25 protein-coding genes and 1 pseudogene are annotated in these 20401 nt (G+C 52.9%); 20 read left to right on the top strand and 6 right to left on the bottom strand.

Annotation, left to right across the window (positions count from 1 at the left end; translation table 11 throughout):
- Window positions 1-49: 49 nt before the first annotated feature.
- From ACTVDO_RS15180 to ACTVDO_RS15115, 14 genes are all read left to right on the top strand, one after another.
- Window positions 50-1312: a glycosyl hydrolase family 18 protein gene (locus ACTVDO_RS15180; RefSeq protein WP_442901805.1), complete on the top strand. Its 1263-nt coding sequence runs from the start codon at window positions 50-52 to the stop codon at window positions 1310-1312.
- 385 nt (window positions 1313-1697) lie between these two features.
- Window positions 1698-2087, top strand: coding sequence for a DsrE/DsrF/DrsH-like family protein (locus ACTVDO_RS15175; RefSeq protein WP_020960186.1), 390 nt, complete (start codon window positions 1698-1700; stop codon window positions 2085-2087).
- Window positions 2088-2107: 20 nt separating this feature from the next.
- Entirely contained in the window at window positions 2108-2353 is a 246-nt protein-coding gene (locus tag ACTVDO_RS15170; protein WP_020960185.1) for a glutaredoxin family protein, read from the top strand.
- Window positions 2354-2538: 185 nt separating this feature from the next.
- A complete protein-coding gene (locus ACTVDO_RS15165) occupies window positions 2539-3108 on the top strand; it encodes a class I SAM-dependent methyltransferase (protein WP_442901795.1) in 570 nt (189 codons plus the stop codon).
- An 88-nt stretch (window positions 3109-3196) separates the two neighbouring features.
- On the top strand, window positions 3197-3589 hold the full coding sequence (locus tag ACTVDO_RS15160) for a rhodanese (RefSeq protein WP_442901794.1): 393 nt from the start codon (window positions 3197-3199) through the stop codon (window positions 3587-3589).
- The gene (locus ACTVDO_RS15155; RefSeq protein WP_442901793.1) at window positions 3556-3816 is read left to right on the top strand and encodes a metal-sensitive transcriptional regulator; all 261 of its coding nucleotides are present in this window, start codon (window positions 3556-3558) and stop codon (window positions 3814-3816) included. The genes ACTVDO_RS15160 and ACTVDO_RS15155 overlap by 34 nt, the downstream gene beginning before the upstream one ends.
- A 103-nt stretch (window positions 3817-3919) precedes the next feature.
- Complete coding sequence (locus ACTVDO_RS15150; RefSeq protein WP_020960181.1) at window positions 3920-4147, top strand: sulfurtransferase TusA family protein; 228 nt, start codon at window positions 3920-3922, stop codon at window positions 4145-4147.
- Between the two features lie 50 nt (window positions 4148-4197).
- A complete protein-coding gene (locus ACTVDO_RS15145) occupies window positions 4198-4680 on the top strand; it encodes a DsrE/DsrF/DrsH-like family protein (protein WP_020960180.1) in 483 nt (160 codons plus the stop codon).
- Between the two features lie 14 nt (window positions 4681-4694).
- Window positions 4695-5060: a rhodanese-like domain-containing protein gene (locus tag ACTVDO_RS15140; protein ID WP_020960179.1), complete on the top strand. Its 366-nt coding sequence runs from the start codon at window positions 4695-4697 to the stop codon at window positions 5058-5060.
- Window positions 5061-5072: 12 nt separating this feature from the next.
- Window positions 5073-5396, top strand: a complete 324-nt coding sequence (locus ACTVDO_RS15135) for a rhodanese-like domain-containing protein (RefSeq protein ID WP_020960178.1) — start codon at window positions 5073-5075, stop codon at window positions 5394-5396.
- The gene (locus ACTVDO_RS15130) at window positions 5393-5962 is read left to right on the top strand and encodes a sulfurtransferase TusA family protein (protein ID WP_020960177.1); all 570 of its coding nucleotides are present in this window, start codon (window positions 5393-5395) and stop codon (window positions 5960-5962) included. The genes ACTVDO_RS15135 and ACTVDO_RS15130 overlap by 4 nt, the downstream gene beginning before the upstream one ends.
- A gap of 50 nt (window positions 5963-6012) precedes the next feature.
- Window positions 6013-7149 (top strand): MBL fold metallo-hydrolase, encoded by a 1137-nt coding sequence (locus ACTVDO_RS15125; protein WP_020960176.1) that lies wholly within the window; start codon window positions 6013-6015, stop codon window positions 7147-7149.
- 72 nt (window positions 7150-7221) lie between these two features.
- Entirely contained in the window at window positions 7222-8004 is a 783-nt protein-coding gene (locus ACTVDO_RS15120) for a sulfite exporter TauE/SafE family protein (protein WP_020960175.1), read from the top strand.
- Window positions 8005-8146: 142 nt separating this feature from the next.
- Window positions 8147-8533 carry a DUF302 domain-containing protein gene (locus ACTVDO_RS15115; protein WP_020960174.1) on the top strand — a complete coding sequence of 129 codons (387 nt, stop codon included), beginning with the start codon at window positions 8147-8149 and terminating at the stop codon, window positions 8531-8533.
- Between the two features lie 129 nt (window positions 8534-8662).
- Here the strand turns inward: ACTVDO_RS15115 and ACTVDO_RS15110 are convergent, their stop codons facing one another.
- Together ACTVDO_RS15110 and ACTVDO_RS15105 are read right to left on the bottom strand one after the other, a co-directional pair.
- Window positions 8663-9781 (bottom strand): fatty acid desaturase family protein, encoded by a 1119-nt coding sequence (locus ACTVDO_RS15110; protein ID WP_020960173.1) that lies wholly within the window; start codon window positions 9779-9781, stop codon window positions 8663-8665.
- A gap of 257 nt (window positions 9782-10038) precedes the next feature.
- On the bottom strand, window positions 10039-10452 hold the full coding sequence (locus tag ACTVDO_RS15105) for an EamA family transporter (protein WP_023817652.1): 414 nt from the start codon (window positions 10450-10452) through the stop codon (window positions 10039-10041).
- A 149-nt stretch (window positions 10453-10601) separates the two neighbouring features.
- Between ACTVDO_RS15105 and ACTVDO_RS15100 the strand changes: the two genes are divergently transcribed.
- The gene (locus tag ACTVDO_RS15100; RefSeq protein ID WP_023817650.1) at window positions 10602-11450 is read left to right on the top strand and encodes a Cof-type HAD-IIB family hydrolase; all 849 of its coding nucleotides are present in this window, start codon (window positions 10602-10604) and stop codon (window positions 11448-11450) included.
- A gap of 518 nt (window positions 11451-11968) precedes the next feature.
- Window positions 11969-12952: a zinc-dependent alcohol dehydrogenase gene (locus ACTVDO_RS15095; RefSeq protein WP_020960170.1), complete on the top strand. Its 984-nt coding sequence runs from the start codon at window positions 11969-11971 to the stop codon at window positions 12950-12952.
- A 191-nt stretch (window positions 12953-13143) separates the two neighbouring features.
- On the opposite strand, the gene ACTVDO_RS15090 is transcribed toward ACTVDO_RS15095, so the two are convergent.
- Window positions 13144-14451 (bottom strand): MFS transporter, encoded by a 1308-nt coding sequence (locus ACTVDO_RS15090; RefSeq protein ID WP_442901792.1) that lies wholly within the window; start codon window positions 14449-14451, stop codon window positions 13144-13146.
- Between the two features lie 331 nt (window positions 14452-14782).
- Here ACTVDO_RS15090 and aroD point away from each other — a divergent pair, with 331 nt between their 5' ends.
- The 4 genes and pseudogenes from aroD to ACTVDO_RS15070 all read left to right on the top strand — a co-directional run bounded on the left by aroD (window position 14783) and on the right by ACTVDO_RS15070 (window position 17463).
- Complete coding sequence (aroD, locus tag ACTVDO_RS15085; protein WP_020960168.1) at window positions 14783-15550, top strand: type I 3-dehydroquinate dehydratase; 768 nt, start codon at window positions 14783-14785, stop codon at window positions 15548-15550.
- Window positions 15551-15620: 70 nt separating this feature from the next.
- Window positions 15621-16187, top strand: coding sequence for a shikimate kinase (locus ACTVDO_RS15080; protein ID WP_020960167.1), 567 nt, complete (start codon window positions 15621-15623; stop codon window positions 16185-16187).
- Window positions 16188-16541: 354 nt separating this feature from the next.
- Window positions 16542-17087: pseudogene (locus ACTVDO_RS15075) on the top strand (glycosyltransferase); the annotation flags it as partial.
- The gene (locus tag ACTVDO_RS15070; protein WP_442901791.1) at window positions 17059-17463 is read left to right on the top strand and encodes a GtrA family protein; all 405 of its coding nucleotides are present in this window, start codon (window positions 17059-17061) and stop codon (window positions 17461-17463) included. The pseudogene ACTVDO_RS15075 and the gene ACTVDO_RS15070, both read left to right, overlap by 29 nt.
- A 46-nt stretch (window positions 17464-17509) precedes the next feature.
- On the opposite strand, the gene ACTVDO_RS15065 is transcribed toward ACTVDO_RS15070, so the two are convergent.
- From ACTVDO_RS15065 to proB, 3 genes are all read right to left on the bottom strand, one after another.
- Window positions 17510-17803: a beta-eliminating lyase-related protein gene (locus ACTVDO_RS15065; protein ID WP_442901790.1), complete on the bottom strand. Its 294-nt coding sequence runs from the start codon at window positions 17801-17803 to the stop codon at window positions 17510-17512.
- Window positions 17804-17903: 100 nt separating this feature from the next.
- Entirely contained in the window at window positions 17904-19145 is a 1242-nt protein-coding gene (locus tag ACTVDO_RS15060; protein ID WP_020960164.1) for a glutamate-5-semialdehyde dehydrogenase, read from the bottom strand.
- Window positions 19142-20266 (bottom strand): glutamate 5-kinase, encoded by a 1125-nt coding sequence (gene proB / locus ACTVDO_RS15055; RefSeq protein ID WP_020960163.1) that lies wholly within the window; start codon window positions 20264-20266, stop codon window positions 19142-19144. Before proB ends, ACTVDO_RS15060 begins: the two co-directional genes overlap by 4 nt.
- Between the last annotated feature and the right edge of the window lie 135 nt (window positions 20267-20401).

Below are 20401 nucleotides of genomic sequence, written 5' to 3'. Positions count from 1 at the left end.
ATTTATCGTATTGGTGCCGAATCTTTGGTGATTCAATGGGGGGATGATGGTGTTTATCCATACTGTTCAGCCTGGCGATACGCTTTTTTCCATCAGCAGGCGATACGATTATCCGTTGGAACGTCTCCGTCTTGTCAACGGCTTAGTTGAAACGAATATTGTTCCGGGTCAGGCATTGCTTATTCCCAGCTATACGTATACAGTGCAGCCAGGAGACACGTTAAGCGCCATTGCACGGAAAGCGTTTGTGACGCTCGAACAGTTGCGGGTTGCCAATCCAACGGTGGATCCGTACAGAATGCTTCCAGGGATGAAAATTTATATTCCTGATATTTCCTGGTATCAAGCCATAACGTTAGCGTATTACACTCTCCGCGAACCGGACATAGATCGGGCGCTCGTGCGGGATTTTGCTCCGTATTCATCGTACATTGCCTTGTTCGAATATCGCTTTGCGCCTAATGGCGATATTATTACGATGCGGAATGACGCTGCAGCGATTGAAACAGCGTGGCAAAACCGTGTGACACCCATTGCGGTCGTGACGAACCTAACATCGGAAGGATTTAGTACGAGACTGGCGAGCCAAGTTTTGAACAATCCGGAAGCAAGGGCGAATTTGGTTGAGAACATCTTTTATTTAGTGTCACGAAAAGGCTATGGTGGCGTCAATATCGATTTCGAACAAGTTCGCGGTGAGGATCGTGATTTGTTTACTGGATTTTTGCGCCAGCTGCGCGATCGATTAAGACCGGCTGGATATGTTTTGACGATCGCCGTTCCGGCGAAAACGAGCGAGGAGATCCCTTGGCTAAGAGGGTACGATTACGGCGGCATTGGTGCTGTCGTCGACTATATGTTTCTTATGGCGTACGATTGGCATCATTTAACAAGTGAACCTGGCCCCGTTGCGCCAATTGGTGAGGTGAGATCGACCCTTCAGTTTGCCGTCGAGCGTGTACCTCGAAAAAAAATCTTGCTCGGACTCCCGTTATATGGATACGATTGGATCATTCCATACCAACCCGGGACGTCGGCGGATGCTCTCTCCAACCAAAAGGCGGTTTCAACCGCCATGCGTTACCAATCACCGATTCAATATTCGTTTCAATATGAATCGCCGTTTTTTCGATATACGGATGAACTTGGCAACATTCATGAGGTATGGTTTGAAGATGTCAGAAGCATGGGACAGAAAATGAAATTGGCCCGCCAATTTCAGATCGCAGGCGTCGGTGCATGGGAGTTGGCGCTAGGGTTTGCGCCAGGACCATGGCTTTTAAGGAAATTTTTTACCGTGAGAAAGGTATAATGTTAAAGATGGAAAATGGTTTTGATGAGAAGATTGGACGAAAGCTGTTTTTTGCTAATAACTCGGAGTAGAAGGCAGGCGGACGTTTCCTTAATAATACGCAGAAGTAAAATATTTATAGGTAGGTCCTCGGTATGGCTCACGGATAAAAGGGGATGAACTTATGTTTGATGTTGCATTTAAAAGCAGCCTTTGTTTTGCTGCTTTTTCTCTTTTTTAAGAATTGGATGCGTATTTCTCTGTTGACAAAAGGTAAACAATTCGATAATATTATTTACGTGGTATACACATACACGTATATGTATATGACGAAACGTGTATATGTGTATAAATTTGAGGCAGACAATAAAACATAATGAACGAAAAACATAAGGAGGTTACGCGTATGAAAGTGGCCATCATTGCAGCAAACGGGGGATTGTTTGATGCGTACAAAGTGTTCAACATCGCGACAGCCGCTGCGGCGGCAGACGCAGAAGTCGGCGTGTTTTTCACGTTTGAAGGGTTGAATCTCATCCATAAAGAAGCGCACAAACAATTGCCGATTCCAGAAGGGAAAGAACATTTTCAACAAGGGTTCCAAAAAGCGAACATTCCATCGATTGCCGAATTGCTTCAAATGGCGCAGGAGATGGGGGTGAAGCTGATCGCTTGCCAAATGACGATGGATGTTATGGGGCTTGACAAAAACCAATTCGTCGATGGCATTGAGGTGGCGGGGGCGGCGACGTTCCTGCAGTTTGCGAAAGACGCCGATATTACATTGGCCTTCTAATTAAGGAGGGGGAGGAAAATATGGCACAAGTCACTGTTTATACAACAACGACATGCCCGTATTGTGTGATGGCGAAAAACTTTTTGCGCGCGCAAGGGATTCCGTTTAAGGAAGTGAATGTCGAGCTCGATCCGGAAGCGGCGCGGAGACTGGTGGAAACGACCGGACAAATGGGCGTGCCGCAAATCGAGGTGAACGGCCGCTGGGTGCTCGGGTATGATCCGGAGGCCATTATGGCATTGTGGAATCAAGCGAATCATCGTTGAGAAGAAAGGAAATTTGGCAAACCAACATAGGAAAACTGCATCCGATAGAAGACGAACAACAGGAGATGGAAATCGGTTCAAACCGTTATGCCGTTCGGTGAGCGGGCAGCTTGGCGCTTCTTTGCCAGCTGCTTTCTTTTTCGTTTTTCGTATGATACCATTTCAGGTATGAAGGAGGCAGAAAGATGGCAGGACACCGTTTTCAGTATGAACACGCGGATCGATTGCTCGATCCGAAGCGCAAAGAGTGGATTGACCCGCAACAGGCGATTTCGATGTTGTCCGTGAAACCGGATGACACGGTCGTCGATCTTGGCGCCGGCAATGGCTATTTTACGATTCCTCTCGCACAGGCAACAAACGGAAAAGTGTATGCGGTCGATGTGCAGCCGGAAATGGTTGAATTATTAAAACAGCGAGCCGAGAAACTAGCGATCACCAACATCGAATATCGGGTGGCGGATGTCACCTCGACTACCTTGCCTTCTCATTCGGTGGACAAAGGGATCATGGCGTTCGTCTTTCACGAAGTGGAACAAAAAGACGCGGCTATAGACGAAATTTGTCGCGTGATGAAGCCAAATGGGCGGTTTCTGTTGATCGAATGGGAAGCGGTGGAAAGCGAAATGGGGCCGCCGCTTCATGAGCGGATTCCGTCGGATGAACTGCTTTCCTATATGGAACAAAGGGCAAACAACGTGGAATTGGTCCGTTTTCATCCGGCTGTCTATGGTTTGCTGGTTCACTGGGAATAACGAATGATTGAGGAAGATATTTCTTGTTGCCCATATACTATATAGGGTATATAATGATCATGCCTAGGTCAATCGAGGGGGTGAAGCGTTGATCGTCAGCAGTTTGGTATTCTTTCTCATCCTACTGAGTGCGGCGTTGTACCGGCGCTATTATCCTGTGAGGCGCATCGCATGCCTTCCGATTGAAGAAGTGCCGGACGGCTTGCTTCTTCTTGACTTGCGCGATTATAATGAAAGCAATGGTTCTATATTGGACCAGGCGCTGCACATTCCAGTGGCGTATTTGAAACGGCATGCGCGGCACATTCCGCGAAAGCCGCTTCATATCATCGCGCGGGATGATGTGGAAAAAAACGTCGGCATCCGGCTGTTGCACCGTTATGGCTATGAGGTGAACAGCTATTCCATTGCGTCTTGTGATTGTCAAGAAAGGGGGCGAACGAGCCGATGGAATATAACAAAGAAATCAAAAACCGCTTAAAACGGATTGAAGGACAAATTAAAGGCGTCCTTGGCATGATGGAACAAGGGAAAGACTGCAAAAGCGTCGTTTCCCAGCTGTCGGCGGCGCGCAACGCCATCGACCGCGCCATTGCGGTAATCGTCAGCACCAATTTGGAACATTGCTTGCGTGAGAGCATGGAAAAAGGAGAAAACACAGACGATCTCGTCAAAGAGGCGGTCGAACTGTTGGTCAAAAGCCGTTAATGCGTTGCTCAACAAAAAAGTGTTGACAACGTTCTTTTTCTCGTAGTAATATACCCATAGGGGTAATGGTAATAAAACATATGATGTCAAGGAGGTTATCAAAATGAACGCAACGAAAGTATTGGATGCAAAAGGATTGGCTTGCCCGATGCCGGTGGTGAGAGCCAAAAAAGCGATGGATGAACTGCAATCGGGGGAAGTGCTCGAGGTGCACACAACCGATAAAGGGGCGAAAAACGATTTACCGGCATGGGCAAACACAAGCGGCCATACGGTGCTTGAGATGAAAGAGGAAAACGGTGTGTTGATCTTCTGGATTCAAAAAGGCTAATTTTTCGATCTTCTTATACCTATACAGGTATATAGAAAGGGGGCATCAAGATGACACAGCCGAAGAAAAGGACGACAATCATTTTGTTCAGCGGCGACTATGACAAGGCGATGGCGGCTTACATCATCGCCAACGGCGCCGCGGCCTACGACCATGACGTGACGATTTTCCATACGTTCTGGGGGCTGAACGCCTTGCGAAAAGAGGCGCCGGTTCCCGTGCAAAAAGGGTTTCTTGAAAAGATGTTTGCGAAGATGATGCCGCGCGGCGCGGACCGCATGGGGCTGTCGCGCATGAATTTTGCCGGCATCGGCCCAACGTTGATCAAAAAGGTCATCAAAAAACATAACGCCATGCCGCTTCCACAGTTGATTGAGATGGCGAAAGAGCAAGGCGTGAAACTTGTCGCCTGCCAAATGACGGTCGATTTGCTCGGGCTGAAGCCGGAGGAATTGATCGACGGCATTGAGTTTGCCGGCGTCGCCGCCTATTTGGCCGATGCGTCGGAAGGGAACGTGAACTTATTCATTTAAAATGAGGGAATGATATGTCGCAAACGATCATCAACATCATGCTGCTTGTTTTGCTTGCTTGGTTTCTCGCCAGCCGCTTCATCCCGCCGAAAGGGGTGCGGATGATCACAACAGCGGAATTGAAACGCCGGTTGAGAGAACCCGGGGTGCAATATATTGATGTGCGAACCCCGATGGAGTTTCGTTCTTACCATCTGCCCGGATTTCGGAACATCCCGCTGCATGAATTGGCCACGCGTGCTCATGAGCTATCGAAAGACAAGGAAGTGGTGGTCATTTGCCAAAGCGGGATGCGAAGCCAAAAGGCAAGCAAACGATTAAAGAAAATGGGATTTCAACATGTCACGAACGTCAAAGGTGGACTGAACGCTTGGCAGTGAAGGAGGATGACGATGAAAACGATCACGCCAAAAGAAGTGGAAGAACGCCTGCGTGCAGGTGAGGCGCTTCACATTATCGATGTGCGCGAGCCGGATGAAGTCGCCGCAGGCAAAATTCCCGGAGCGGTCAACATTCCGCTCGGTTTGATTGAGTTCCGTATGCATGAATTGGACAAAAATGAAGAATATATTCTCGTCTGCCGTTCCGGCGGACGGAGCGGCCGCGCCGCGGAGTTTCTTGACCGCCGCGGTTATCGCGTCATCAACATGACAGGCGGCATGCTCGCCTGGGAAGGGCCAATCGAATCAACCATCAAGGAGGGAACTTGCCAATGATCAAAGTTGATCTGACCGTAGACGCGAAAGGATTGTCCTGCCCGATGCCGATCGTCCGCACGAAAAAAGCCATCAATGACCTGCAGCCAGGCCAAGTGCTCGAAGTGCAGGCGACGGACAAGGGATCCAAAGCCGATATTAAAGCATGGGCGGAAAGCACAGGGCATCAATATGTAGGAACGATTGAAGAAAATGGGGTTTTAAAACATTATATCCGCAAGGCGACGGAAAATGAAACACGCAAAGAAACGACATTTCCTCATGTCGTATCGAATGAAGAGTTGCAAGAAAAACTGGATGATCCTGATTCGTTTGTCTTGGACGTCCGCGAACCGGCGGAGTACGCGTTTGGCCATATTCCGGGCGCCGTTTCGATTCCGCTTGGGGAGCTTGACAATCGGATGACTGAGCTTCCGAAAGACAAAACGATTTACGTCGTGTGCCGCACGGGGACGCGGAGCGATTTGGCCGCGCAAAAGCTGGCCGAAAACGGATTTGACCGTGTGCGCAACGTCGTTCCCGGCATGTCGCAATGGAACGGGCCGCTTGATTCCGCTCAGTCATAATGGAGCGGCCTTTTTTAAACAGCCAAATATACATTAGGGGGTATATTGATATGGTGAAAGAAATGAACGTGCAACAAATGACGGAAAAGGTGTTGAACAAAGAAGCGTTGTTCATTTTGGACGTTCGCAACGAAAGTGATTTTCGCGACTGGAAAATCGAAGGGGAAAACTTCTCGTATTTGAACGTGCCGTATTTTGAGTTGATCGACGGGGTGGACGCGATTGTCGACCGTCTTCCGAAAGACAAAGACATCGTCGTGGTGTGCGCGAAGGGCGGATCGGCGGCGTTTGTCGCCGAGCAGCTGGCCGAAGCCGGGTTTGACAACGTTTATACGCTCGCCGGCGGGATGCAGGCGTGGAGCGAGCATCTCCATCAAACAAAAGTATACGAAGACGATCAATTGAAAATTTACCAATTTATCCGCGTCGGCAAAGGCTGCCTGTCGTATATGGTCGTCTCCGGCAACGAAGCGCTTGTTGTTGATCCGCTGCGATTTGTCGATGTGTATGAACAAGCGGCTAAACAAGAAGGGGTGACGATCACGCATATCGTAGACTCGCACTTGCATGCCGACCACTTGTCCGGCGGCAAGGAGCTGGCTGAGCGGACTGGGGCTGCGTACTACTTGATGAAAAGCGAAGGAGCGGTGTTTGATTTTGAGCCGCTTGAGCAACATGACACGATCGACTTTGCCAACGTTCATTTGGAAGTGTTGGCGGTGAAAACGCCGGGGCATACGCCAGGCAGCGTCTCCTTCTTTGTCAACGGCAAATGGTTGTTCTCCGGCGACACGATCTTTGTCGGCGGTCTCGGGCGGCCGGACCTTGGCGGCAAGGTGGCGGAATGGGCAGCGGATTTGTATGACACCGTGTACGAAAAAGTCGCGGCCATGGCTGATGAGGTGATCGTCTTGCCGGCTCACTACGCCAATTTAGATGAAGAAATCAATGCGGAAGGGTATGTCGGCGATACGCTAGGCCGCATCCGCGCCCGCAATGAGATGATGCAAAACAAACCGAAAGATGAGTTCATCGATCTCGTCATCCAAAGCGCCAATACGGAAACACCGCCGAACTTTGAAGACATTGTCGCCATCAACCGCGGGCTCAAAACGGTGGATGGCGAAACACAACGGGAGCTGGAGATCGGCCCGAACCGCTGCGCCCTGCATCACACTCATGCCTAAAGAAGCAGCACAGTTTGGCAAGGGACGGGGCGCGCCCCCGTCCCTTTTGAAACGAAAAGGGAGGGATGGCCGATGGATAGTTCGCTCGTGTTTCTCATTGTCATTTTTTTGATCGGCTTTATCGGTTCATTCATTTCCGGCATGGTCGGAATCGGTGGATCGATTATCAAATACCCGATGCTTTTGTACCTTCCGCCGTTGTTTGGGCTGGCGGCGTTCAGCGCCCATGAAGTGTCCGGGATCAGCGCCGTGCAAGTGTTTTTCGCCACGATCGGCGGCGTGTGGGCGTATCGAAAAAGCGGCTATTTGAACAAATCGCTCATTTTGTATATGGGGATAAGCATTCTTGTCGGCAGTTTTGTCGGCGGCTATGGCTCGAAGCTGATGAGCGAAGGAACGATTAACGTTGTTTACGGCATCTTGGCGGCATTGGCGGCGATCATGATGTTTGTGCCGAAAAAAGGGATCGATGACATTCCGCTTGACCAAGTGGTGTTCAACAAATGGCTGGCCGCCGCGTTAGCGTTCCTCATCGGCGTCGGGTCCGGCATCGTCGGGGCGGCGGGGGCGTTCTTGCTTGTGCCGGTCATGCTCGTTGTCTTGAAAATCCCAACGCGCATGACGATCGCCACGTCTTTGGCCGTTACGTTCATTTCCTCCATCGGCTCTACGTTCGGGAAAATCGCCACCGGCCAAGTCGATTACATCCCGGCGCTCATTATGGTCGTCGCGAGCTTGCTTGCCTCCCCATTAGGGGCGAAAGCAGGGCAAAAGATGAACACGAAGGTGCTGCAAGTCATTCTTGCCGTGTTGATTTTGGCGACGGCGGTGAAAATTTGGGCGGACATTTTATGAGCGGAGCGATTGAAAGACGATGGGGCGACGGAACATGACAGGTGTGAAGGCGAAACTGGATTATGTTTCGCCTTTTGTTTTCTGCAAATCCATTTGGGCATGATAAACAATGAAAAAATATCCATGAAGGGAAGAATGGACAATGTTTCATTACACGGTTGACGTGGCAACGGATCTGAACGAAACGATCGAGCGTTTGGAAGAAAGCTTGAAACAAGAAGGCTTTGGCGTGCTCTGGCGGTTTAGCGTCACCGAGAAGCTCCAAGAAAAGGGGCTTGAGTTTTCCACGCCGATGGTCATTTTAGAAGTGTGCAACCCGCAAGAAGCGGCGCGGGTGTTAAATGAAAACGTGTTGGTCGGCTACTTTTTGCCTTGTAAAATCGTCGTCTATCAAGAGAACGGCACAACGAAAATCGGCATGCCGAAACCGACGATGCTCGTTGGCATGGTGAACGATCCGGCGCTTAAAGAGTTGGCGGCCGACATTGAGAAGCGGCTGGCCGCTTGCATTGACCAATGCCGTCAGTGAAAAGGAAAAAGGTGTCCCGCGTGAGGGGCACCTTTTGGTTGTGAGGTCGGATACGGGAACACAAGGTTGCGGGCGTTTCTCCGCCGCTTCGTTGGAAGGGCAGGCTCATGGTTGAAACGCTGCTTCTTTCTACCCATTTCCTTCTCCCGCCGCTTTCTTTGCTTTTCCGTGTTTTTTGGCAGCGCGCGGCGGTGTTTCTGCTTCGAGTCCGCGAGGCGTGATCCGGTCAGGGTCGAGCCCGTTGCCGAGCGTGCCGTACACATGGCCTTGCTTCGGTTCGATGAGCCCGTCGTGTTCGTAGTAGACGCGCGGTGTTTTCCACAGCGCGGCCAACGCTTTCCCCATCGGCATTTCGTGGTAGCGGTCCGGCCACATTCGTTTAATGTGTGTTTTGACGAGCGGATAGTATTTCGAACTCATTGCCGGGAAAAGATGGTGCTCGGTATGGTATGAAAAGTTGAAGTGGAGAACATCGAGCCACTTCGGCACCGTGACGGACAAGCTGTTCGCCAACGGATCGTTCACCGGCACTAACGGATTGAGTCGATGGTTCGTTGCGATATAGCTCATGACGATCGTGTTGGCGACAAGCAGCGGAAGCAAAAAGGCAAATACCCACTTTTCCCAGCCGACCAGCCATAACAGTCCAAGCCATGTCGCCCATGGCAAGAAAAATTGAAACAGGACAACGGCGCGGTTTTTCCGGTGAAAATCTTGGAAAAAGTAAAACAGCATCCGGATCGAATGAAGCGTAAACATTACAGATAAGGAGCTAAAGGCGAAAAACGCGCGAATCGGAAACGGGATGCGGTATACCCAGCGAAGCAGGCGGCTTTTTGCCAGCCGTTCCATGCTTGGCCATGCATCCGGGTCTTTTTCTTCATGCTGGGTGTGCACATGGTGGGTGGCGTTATGCCATTTTCGCCATAGCTTCGGCCCGGTGCAAAGCGGCCAAAAGGCGATCGCTCCAAGAAGATCGCGCAGCCAAGGCGTTTTGACGACCGTGCCGTGCAACATTTCGTGCCCTAAAAATCCTAACGCCGCAAAACTGAAACCAAGCACGACAGAGATGAGGACGTTCCATACGGGATGAAAGTCGAAAAGGGACACAGCGAGGATGCCGCCAATGACCACTAAGAGATAAGCCAAACCTCCAAACAGACGGGACTTCACAGGCTGAAACGCTTTTTTGGGCAAGTGCGGGGAAATTTTCGCCGCATACCAACCGAACGGGTGAAAATCGTTCATTCCATATCTCCTTCCACTCTCCGTTTGACAAGCAGCGGCGAAGCTTGTCACCCGCTCTCGATCATCACGAAGAATTCTTTCTGGCCAAAAGCTGCTTTTATCCCAGCCGGTGAGAGGCAGGGCGGGCTTTTGGTTCATATGAATCCCATCATACCATCTTTTTGTTTGCCTTGTCTAGATGATTCATGGCAAAATTCCGAATTGGCACGCGATGCGGGCTTTGGAAAAACGGGCCAGCCGCCTGCGAGGACGGCTGTCTAAAACATCATGATCAACGTCCCCGCCGTAATGAGCAGCACCCCGATCACCACTTTTGCCGAGAGCGGCTCGCCAAGAAACATCGCGGCGAACAAAATCGTCAGCACTAAGCTCGATTTGTCAATGGCCGAGACGCGCGAGACATCGCCAAGCTGGATCGCCCGGTAAAAGCAAAGCCACGACAGCCCGGTCGCCGCTCCGGACAAGCATAAAAACCACCAGCTTTTCGCTGAAATGGCTTTCAGGCCATGGTGGGCCCCCGTCATCCAGACGATCATCCACGCGAGTGCAAGCACGACAACGGTGCGAATGGCGGTCGCAAGGTGGGAATTGACGTTTTCAATGCCGATTTTCGCCAGCACCGATGTCAGCGCCGCGAACACCGCCGCCAAAACGGCATACACGATCCACATAGGCATCCCTTCGCTTTCAATGAGAATATTTCTCATCTATTATACTATGGAAAAAGGGAACATTTCACCTTTTTGCCACGGTTTTGTTATAATGAGGAAGCGACCGACAGAACGGCTTGGAGTACATGCAGATGGAAAGAGGGATGAACATGTTAATTGCGCTCGATATGGACGGAACGCTATTAAATGGAGAGGGAAGCATCAGTGAACGCAACCGGGCGGCCATCGCCGCGGCGCAGGCGCAAGGCCACATCGTCGTCGTCATCACCGGGCGGGCGCGCAAAGATGCGCTCGCCCCGCTTCGTGAAGCAGGCCTCGTCTGTCCGATCGCCAGCTTAAACGGAGCGATTGTGACGCTTGCGGACGGAACGGTGATCAACGAGGCGCCGCTCGAACGGGCGGCGGTCCGCCCGACGCTCGAGTGGGTGCGCAAACAGCCGGATTTGTACTGCGAGACGTACACAGGCGATGCGGTGTACGTCGGGCTCCACAACCGCGCCCAATGGGAAGCGCTCGCCTCCGGGATGGCTGATGCGGCCCCGGATGTGAAATGGCTGGTGAACAAACAGTTCCAGCAGGCGCGGGTGACATACGTCGATGACATCGGCACGGTGTGGGACGACCCAAAACTTACGTTATACAAACTGCTCATTTTTGCCCTTGACCGCGAGCGGTTGCGCGACGCAGCCTCCCGGTTCGCCGCGCTCCCTGGCGTCACGGTCACTTCGTCGCATCCGCACAACATTGAGATGAACAGCGAACGGGCGACAAAAGGCGAAGCGCTCAAGCGGCTCGCCGCCCATTACGGCATCGACCTGCGCGATACAGTGGCCTTTGGCGACAGCCATAACGATTTGTCGATGTTCGAGGTTGCAGGCTATCGCGTGGCGATGGACAATGCCGAGCCAGCGTTGAAAGCGAAGGCTGACATCGTCACGCGCTCCCACGAAGAGGACGGCGTGGCGGCGGGGCTCGAGCGGGTGCTCGGGAAACGGTGAACGGGAGCGGCACACCCCAAAACGGCCGCCGAAATGCGGGAGGTGTGCAAGGCGGTTTTTCTTTCGTTAGGCGAAATAAGTTGTTGATTGATCCAACGATTGGACGGTTGACGATTTCACTCAATCGCCTAAGTTGACATAACCATATTTTATTTTTCAGGGGTGCAAGGGGGGGCAAAACAGCCCCTTGCCGCCTTAGAAAATCAATGGCAAAAGAAAGATGCTCTTGATAGAAACGGGCCTCGTTTATGAGGATTGAAACAGGTTTTGAGTGCACCATCAATTTCGGCTGTTGTTTCCCTTGATAGAAATGGGCCTCGTTTAGAGGATGCGAGTGACAGCAGATTCGTAATATCGTGCACCCGGAAGGATGGGCTGTTGCCGTCTTTCCGGGTTTTCTATGTTTCACGAAGGCAGGGGGCGGCTGTGACGAAATATGGGGAATTTGTCTTGCATGAGGAAAGGAAGTAGGCGTATCATTAGGAAGAAAAAAACGTTTCGGTATTGGTGGTGGCGATATGTTTGCTCTTTATGTGACGAATCCGCATAAGCTGCAGTGGCGGTATGTTGGAGAGGCGGGCCATCCTGTCGGAGAGGAGGTGAAGGTGCGGCCGACGTATGGCGGGATTTGTGGATCGGATATTAGTGTCTGGAAAGGAAAGCTTCCGCATGCGGACTACCCGGTGCGGGCAGGACATGAGTTGGTTGGGGTGGTGGTTGAGAAGGGGGAGCGGGCGCGGTATGATGTCGGGACGCGGGTCGTTGTGCTGCCGAATACGTATTGTGGAGAGTGCGAGTTTTGCCGAAAAGGGCAAACAAATATATGTGAAAAGAAACGATCGCTTGGCGTGAATATGGACGGGGTGTTTTCGTCGGAGTTTGTGATTTCTTCGCGCTATGTGCTTCCGGTTCCTGATGACTTGGCCGATGAAAGGGCTGTGCTTGTTGAGCCGTTTGCTGTCGTGGTTCATGCGCTTGGGAAAGTCGGGATTGACAAAGGAACGAAAGTCGCTGTGGTCGGCTGCGGCAATGAGGGGATGATGGCTGCTGTTTTGGCCCGCTATTTGGGGGCTGATGTGACGGCAATTGACGTGAATCCGCTTAAGCTTGAGACGGTTAAGACGATCGTTGATGTGCGGACGTTTACATATGATACGCTTCCCGAGGAGAAGTATGATGTGGTGATTGAGGCCGCCGGGGCTGCGAGCGCGGCTAAACAGGCGGTGGAACTTGCCCGGCCGGGCGGACATGTCGTTTTGCTTGGTTTAGTGAATGAGGCGACGTTTCCAGTTGTTCGCATCGTCCGCCATGAGCTGATCATTCATGGCTCCATTATTTATCAGTTTCCGGGCGATTATATGAAAGCCATCCACTATTTACGGATGATGCCGTTTCCAGTTGAGCAGATCATTGCGAAAACGTTCCCGATTGCCGAATATGAAAAGGCATATGAAGCGGCAGCGTCGGGTCAGCCTGGAAAAGTGGTGCTGCAGTTCGGATGATGGCAATGTTTGCGCGGCGGGAAAGGGAAGCCATTCTCGTATTCTCAACTTGGAGCGTCATGCGAAACAAAGGAGCTAGTCCTTGTTTGGACTAGCTCGTCTGCGTAAAGAAAACACCTTTTGTGCTTCTTGATGCAAGAGAACAGATTTGTTGGTACATTGTATTGCGTTGGGTTTCGGTGTATTCGGCTTCAATGCGTTTTTGTATGGATGCGCATGTTGTTGGCTGATTCCGGCATCGGCTCGATCGGCTCTAAATCTGTCAGCAGGAATAGATAGCTGAAAATGCCGGCAAGCAAAATGAGCGCGGCGACGAGAAACGCGTACATAAACGAGCCGGTTGCTTGGACGATAAAGCCGGTGACGATCGGCGCGACAATGGCCATTGAGTTGTTGCCGAACGTCAATAGGCCGGTTAACGTCCCGACGGTGCCTGGCGGGGCGATAAACGTCGGGATGCTGTAGGCGATCGATGAGGTGATGACTAAGCCGCCGAGCGCGATTGAGATACAAAGAATCGCGATGTTCGGATTCGTCGTGAAGGCGGCGCCGATGACGGACAGCCCGAGCAGCATGCCGATGACCAAAAACGTTTTTCGTACGCGCGTTGCCCGTCCTCCTTTGTTTATCAACCGGTCGACAAGCCATCCGCCGATGACGATTTCGGAGATTGTGCCAACGATCCACGGGATCGCGGCATACCAGCCTGATTTGAGCACCGACATATGCATTTCCGTTGCCAAATAGCCAGGAAGCCACGTGAGAAACAAAAACCACGAGTAGCCATACGCGGCGAAGCCGATCAATGTCGCCCACACCTTTTTCTTCGTCAGCAAATACCGGATCGTTTCCCAAACGTTTCCGGACGTTTCGTCTGACTTTTGCGCTCCGCCCTGGACGATATAGTCGTACTCTTCTTTGGACAGCTGTTTGTCTTCATGCGGATCGCGGTATGTCACCCAGAACATGACGGCGTAAACTAAGCTGAGCACCGCGGTCGTATAAAAACCGGCCCGCCATCCCCATTCGGTGATGATCCAAGCGATAATCGGGGTTCCGATGGCGTTTGACAGCTTCGATTGGGCGTCATAAAGGGAAATCGCGGTCGCTCGCTCGTGGCGTGGGAACCACTGGCCGACCGCTTTGGCGGCTGCCGGGAAATACGGTGCTTCTCCGATGCCCAAGAGAACGCGTGACAACATAACAAGCCCTTGGCCGCTGGCGATGGCAGTCAAAAAGCACGCCACTGTCCAAATGATCGTCCCGACACGCGTCACCCATTTGACGCCGATTTTATCAAGGATGACGCCGGCTGGGATTTGCAGCAGGGCGTATGACCAAGCAAACGCTGATAGCAAAATGCCAAGCTGCCCCGGGGTTAGGTTGAATTCTTCGGAAAGCGGCTGAATGCCGACCGACATGTTAATGCGGTCAAAATAGTTGACGATGACTCCTACGGCAATCAAGGAGGCAACCGCCCAGCGGCGTTTTTTCACCATAAATGATTCACCATCCTACGTTTGAAAGAATTATAATGGTGTACGAGGGGATAACGTTCCACCTTTTGTATTTTTTTGCAGTGAAGCGATAAAAAGAATTATAGCAAACTAGATTTGATCTGTCTATATTGTTTGAATATTGCATAAGAACGGGTTTTCTGTTATCTTCTAAAAAGCAGGTGCTTGACAAGTTGATTTTTCGCGGTGATGCCTAGGGAAGGGAATCTTATACAATGGTTTGCGGCGGGCAGACTGGGGACGGTGCTATACGTTCCGTTTGGCTTCGTTTCCTTTGGCTGCTGTTTGACAAGCATGATGGGAGGAGCCGTTGATGCAACGAAAGGCGATAAAAGTGAGACACATATGGATCGGCGGCGAAGAGCCGTGCATTTGCGCTCCTATTGTCGGAGCGGATGACGAACAAGTGCTGCGCGAGGCGGAGGAAGTGTGCCGGAAGCGGCCGGATTTGCTTGAATGGCGGGCTGATTTTTTTCGAATGATTGATGATCAAGACCGCGTATTGGCGACGGCCCGTGCGCTTCGGAGCGTAGCGGGGGACATTCCGATTTTGTTTACGATCCGTTCCGAGCGGGAAGGGGGGCAGCCGATTCCGCTCGATGAAAACGAAAGGGAGCGGCTGCTTGCGGCGGTGTGTGAAAGTCGGACGGTCGATTTGGTAGACTATGAGCTAGCTTATGGCGACCGTATTGCGGATGTGCGCCGCATGGCGGAACAATGCGGCATTCGACTCATTGTGTCGCGCCATTACTTTGACGGCACTCCTTCGAAAGAAACGATTGTGGCGGATATGCGCGCGGCTGAGCGGTACGGCGCCGACATCGCCAAAGTGGCGGTAATGCCTAAATCGCCGGGAGATGTGCTTGTCTTGTTGCAGGCGACAGAGGAAGCGCGATGTGAGCTGTCGATCCCGCTCATTACGATGGCGATGGGCGGACTCGGTGCTATTACCCGGCTGGCTGGCTGGCTGTTTGGCTCAGCGGTGACGTTTGCTGTCGGAAACCAAAGCTCCGCCCCAGGGCAAATTCCGATTGAGGATGTGCGGGCGGTGCTGTCGGTTTTGCAAACATATAGCCGCTGACCGGTGTTGGCGGGAATATGGCTAAGGCTTGGCGAGTACGTGTCGGTTGGGGAAGAAAGGAGAGTGCATCATGAACAGACAAACCGCCATCCCGCTCCGCGAACGGAACATCATTTTGATCGGCTTTATGGGAGCGGGGAAAACGACGATCGGGCAGCTGGTGGCGAAAAAGCTGTACCGTGACTTTATTGATGTCGACGCGGAAATCGAGCGGCGGCACGGGATGTCGATTCCGGAGATGTTCGCGCAAAAAGGGGAAGCGTACTTTCGGCAGGTGGAGCGCGAGCTGATCGTCGATTTGTGCACAAATACAAGGCTGAAAATTCTTTCGCTCGGCGGCGGCGCGTACTTGCAGGAAGAGGTGCGGCGCGCCTGTTTGGCTCATGGCATCGTCTTTTTCCTTGACTTGTCGTGGGAGCATTGGAAAGAAGAGCGGCTGCCGCTTATTGTCGACAGCCGGCCGGTGTTGAAAAACAAGACGCTGGAAGAAGTGGAGCAGCTCTTTTTCCAGCGGCAGTCGGCTTACGCGCTTCATCACTCGCGCGTCGTGATCAATGAACTGGAAGCGGAACAGGCGGCCGAGCAAATCGTCGAGTCGATCAAATGGACATGGGACGTCTATGAGCCGAACCGCTAAAAGGCAGGTGAAAAACGGCTGTCACGCGCGAATCGGCGGCATTTTCATCAGAAAGGAAAGCTGATTGTGCGAAGCTTCTCTAATTGAGAAGTTGATGGAATCAGTAGTATTTTGCACTACATCACCATCCCCCCTAGGGGAGGCATGGCGGCGGGCAAGCTCCTAGCAAGGGGCTTGCTTTTTTTTTTGCTATGGTTTGAAGGGCGATAGACCGCCAAGGAAAATTGGCACGCCGCCCTTGCTCGTTCTTGCTGGACAATCTTTCCTTAACGGGCGCTGGGAGCCGCTATTGATCAAAGGCGTCAACCTCGGCATCGGCAAACCCGGCGCCTTCTCTGGGGAAACGAAGAGTGCCGGTTGCTGCGGACGGCAACCGAGATTGATATCCCTGTTGATGTGGGCGATTTGCGTCTCATTGACCGGAAGGTGTGCGATCAGTTACGCTATATGAGGGAGCGAAGCCGTTTTGTCCGGGGGCTGGTGAGCTGGGGCGGTTTCTGGCAGACGGCGGTCGAATACGAGCGGGAGCCGCGTTTTGCCCGTGAGACGAAATACCCGCTCCAAAAAATGATTCGGTTTTCGTTTGATGGCATCACTTCTTTTTCATATAAGCCGTTGAAGCTGGCGGGTTGGCTTGGATTCTTGTTGTCGGCTGCCGGCGTTGAGGGGATGTTCGTCGTCCTTTGCCCCAAATGGTTCGCCCATTCGACAGTCGCGGGCTGGGCGTCGCTGTTGATGGCCATGCTTCTTGGCAACGGGGTGACATGGCTCATGCTTGGTGCAATTGGAGAGTGTATCGGGCGTATTTACGATGAAGTGAAAGATCGGCCGCTTTATATTATCAACGAAACATGGGGAGTCACAACGAAACATGAACGAAAACCTTCATACATTTCGTAAAGAAAAACAAGCGGTATGGCGGTTTGCGATCGTCGGGGCGGGCAATACGGCGATTGATTTTGTCGTCTTTTTTGTGCTTGCGGCGCTCAGCGTCCCGGCGGCGGCCGCCCAAATTGCTTCCTATGGTGCCGGGATGGCGAACAGCTACATTTGGAACCGGCGTTGGACGTTTGAAGTGAAGCGAAAGGCGAACATCGGGGAATTTTTGCGCTTTCTTGCCGTCAACGGGTTGTCGCTTGGCGCGTCGCTGGCGGTTTTGCTTGCAGCGGAACGGCTCGCGCCGCTTTGGCTGGCGAAAATGGCGGCTACAATGGCCGGGATGGCGGTGAACTTTATCGGCAGCCGTGTTTGGGTGTTTGCGGAAACGGGAAAATAAGAAAACGATCCGGAAGCCATGCGTTGGGTCCGGATCGTTTTATGCTTTAGGAGAGCATCCGGCGCATCCGCTCGCTGGCGGTTTGCATCGAGTCGGCGGTGATTTTCCGGTGGGTGACAAAGCGGATGACGCCGTCATCGAACGGGCTGGCCAAGATGCCCGCTTCTTTTAGGCGGGCGACAAACTCGTCGTTGGACAGTCCGGTGCCGTGAATATCGCAAAGAACGATGTTCGTTTCTACACCGGCGACATCGTACACGTCATCGCCGACTTCGGCGTCAAACATCGCTCGGCACATCTCGGGCGCCGGTTTGGTCACTGTATCGCTGCGAAAATCCATAAAAGGTATTGCTATGACTCCCCTTGTGTACGTTTTGGTGGAAAAAGAGCCGGCCGCCCATTTTCTAGCTGCCGGCTTCGCTAAGGCGCTCCGATTTGCTTTACTTGCGAATTTGCCCCGTCCCGTACACGAGCGATTTCGTCGTCGTGATGGCGACAAGCCCCATCGGGCCACGGGCGTGCAGCTTTTGCGTGCTGATGCCGATTTCCGCCCCGTAGCCGAACTGCTCGCCGTCCGTGAAGCGGGTGGACGCGTTATGGTACAAGACAGCGGCGTCGACCGCTTGGAAAAAGCGGCGGACGTTCGTTTCGTTTTCGGTGATGATCGCCTCCGAGTGCTTCGTTCCGTAACGGCGGATATGGGCAATCGCCTCATCGACATCGGCGACGAGCTTAACCGCCAAAATCGGCGCCAAATATTCCGCATGCCAGTCGTCTTCCGTCGCCGGCTTGATGAACGGATGCGATGACGCGAGGCGGTCGTCGCCGCGCAGCTCAACGCCACGGGCGTGAAGCGTCTCAAGCAAGTCACTTGTGTGCGGCCATGTTTCATGAATGAGCACCGTTTCAACGGCGTTGCAGACGGACGGCCGCTGCAATTTGGCGTTCAGGACGATCTCGATCGCCATTTGCCGCTCGGCTGATTCGTCGATGACAATATGGCAGTTGCCGACGCCGGTCTCAAGCACCGGCACGGTGGCATTTTCGATGACCGAGCGGATGAGCCCGGCGCCGCCGCGCGGGATGAGCACATCCAAATAGTTATTGAGGCGGAACATCTGTTGCGCCGTTTCCCGGCTCGTGTCCTCCAGCAGTTCAATGGCCGCATCGGGCACGGCGGTGGTGCGAAGCGCCCCTTTCATGACGGAAACAAGCGCTTTGTTTGAGTGAAGCGCCGACGAGCTGCCGCGGAGCAGGACGGCGTTTCCGGTTTTCAGGCAAAGGCTGGCGGCATCGACCGTGACGTTCGGCCGCGCTTCATACACCATGCCGACCACTCCGAGCGGCACGCGCACCGTTTGAATGCGAAGTCCGTTCGGCCGCGTCCACTCACTGACGATTTCCCCGACCGGATCGAGAAGGGAAGCGACTTGGTGGACGCCGCCGATGATTTGGTCCATTCGTTCGTCGGTGAGCTGCAGTCGGTCAAGCAAAGCCGGTGACAGCCCTTGCTCGCGACCTTGAGCCATATCTTTCTCATTTTCTTGCAAAATGAAGGCGCGTTCCCGGTCAAGAGCCTCGGCGATTTTTGCCAATGCCGCGTTTTTTTCCTCCGTTGACAGCATGGCCAGCGTCTGCGCCGCGGTTTTCAGACGTTCGGCTTTTTCAAGCAGTTCGGTCATTTGAATACACTCTCCTTTCGCAATGTGACCCAATTGTCGCGGTGAATGACTTCCGGGCGGTGCAAGTACGAGTATTGCCGCGCTTCGTCGCTCGGGAGTCCTTTTACTTTTTCTAAATCGGCGGCGGCATAATACACTTGGCCGCGGCCGATCGTGATCCCTTTTTCATTGACGACATCGACGACATCCATCGCATGAAAGTCGCCGGAAACAGCTGTGACGCCGGCGGGAAGCAAGCTTTTGCCGCGCGCAAGGAGCGCTTCCTCCGCGCCGCTGTCAACGGTGATCGTGCCGGCAACCGGCGCGTGATACGCGATCCATTGCTTATGCATTTGCATTTGTTTCGGGAACGGGGCGCCGATGTACGTCCCGTCGCCTTTTCCGGCTAAAATATCGGCGAGTGTTTCTTTGCCGCGTCCGGTGCCGATAAAAACGCTGACGCCGAAGGACAACGCTTTTTGAGCGGCTGACAGCTTCGAGCGCATGCCGCCGGTGCCAACCGCCGAGCCGCTGCCGCCGGCCGCTTCGACCATCTCGTCTGTAATGTGCGGCAAAAAGGCATATTTTTTCGCTTGCGGGTTCGTTTTCGGATTGGCGTCATACAGCCCGTTAATATCGGTGAGCAAAATGAGTGCATCGGCGTGCAAAAAGCCGGCGACAAGCGCCGAAAGCATGTCATTGTCGCCAAACGTCAATTCTTCAACAGAAACGGAGTCGTTTTCATTGATGACCGGGATCGCCCCATGTTCGAGCAACGTCGTCATCGTGGCGAACAAGTTGCGAAACCGCTCGCGGCTGTAAAAGTCGCTGCGCGTCAACAACAGTTGGGCAGCCGTGAAGCCAAAGCGGGCGAACGCCGAGCTGTACGCCTGCATGAGCAAGCTTTGCCCGACGGCGGCAGCGGCCTGTTTGCCGGCGATCGTCGTCGGCCGCGCCGGGTAGCCGAGCGGCCCGAACCCGGCGGCGACGGCGCCGGAGGTGATGAGAATGACGTCATGGCCGAGCTGTTTCAAATGGGCGATGGCTTCGACATGGTTGAGCAGCTTGTCGCGGCAAAGGCCGCCTTTCGGATCGGTGAGCGAGCTGCTCCCGATTTTGACAACGACGCGCTGCCGTTTCATCGCATTCTTCCCTCCCTCTAGAAATGTTGATATATCAAGGCTTTTCGGCCTCTCAGGGGTGCCGAAAAAATATTTTTCGACAAAATCCCTTACATCCTTTTTCAATTTTGTGGATATCTTACAGACCTAGGGTGC

The sequence above is a fragment of the Geobacillus sp. BK01 genome, assembly GCF_052220245.1.
Classification (GTDB): Bacteria; Bacillota; Bacilli; order Bacillales; family Anoxybacillaceae; genus Geobacillus.
Note: the sequence above shows the minus strand (reverse complement) of the source record. Positions and strands in the feature narration are given on the sequence as shown.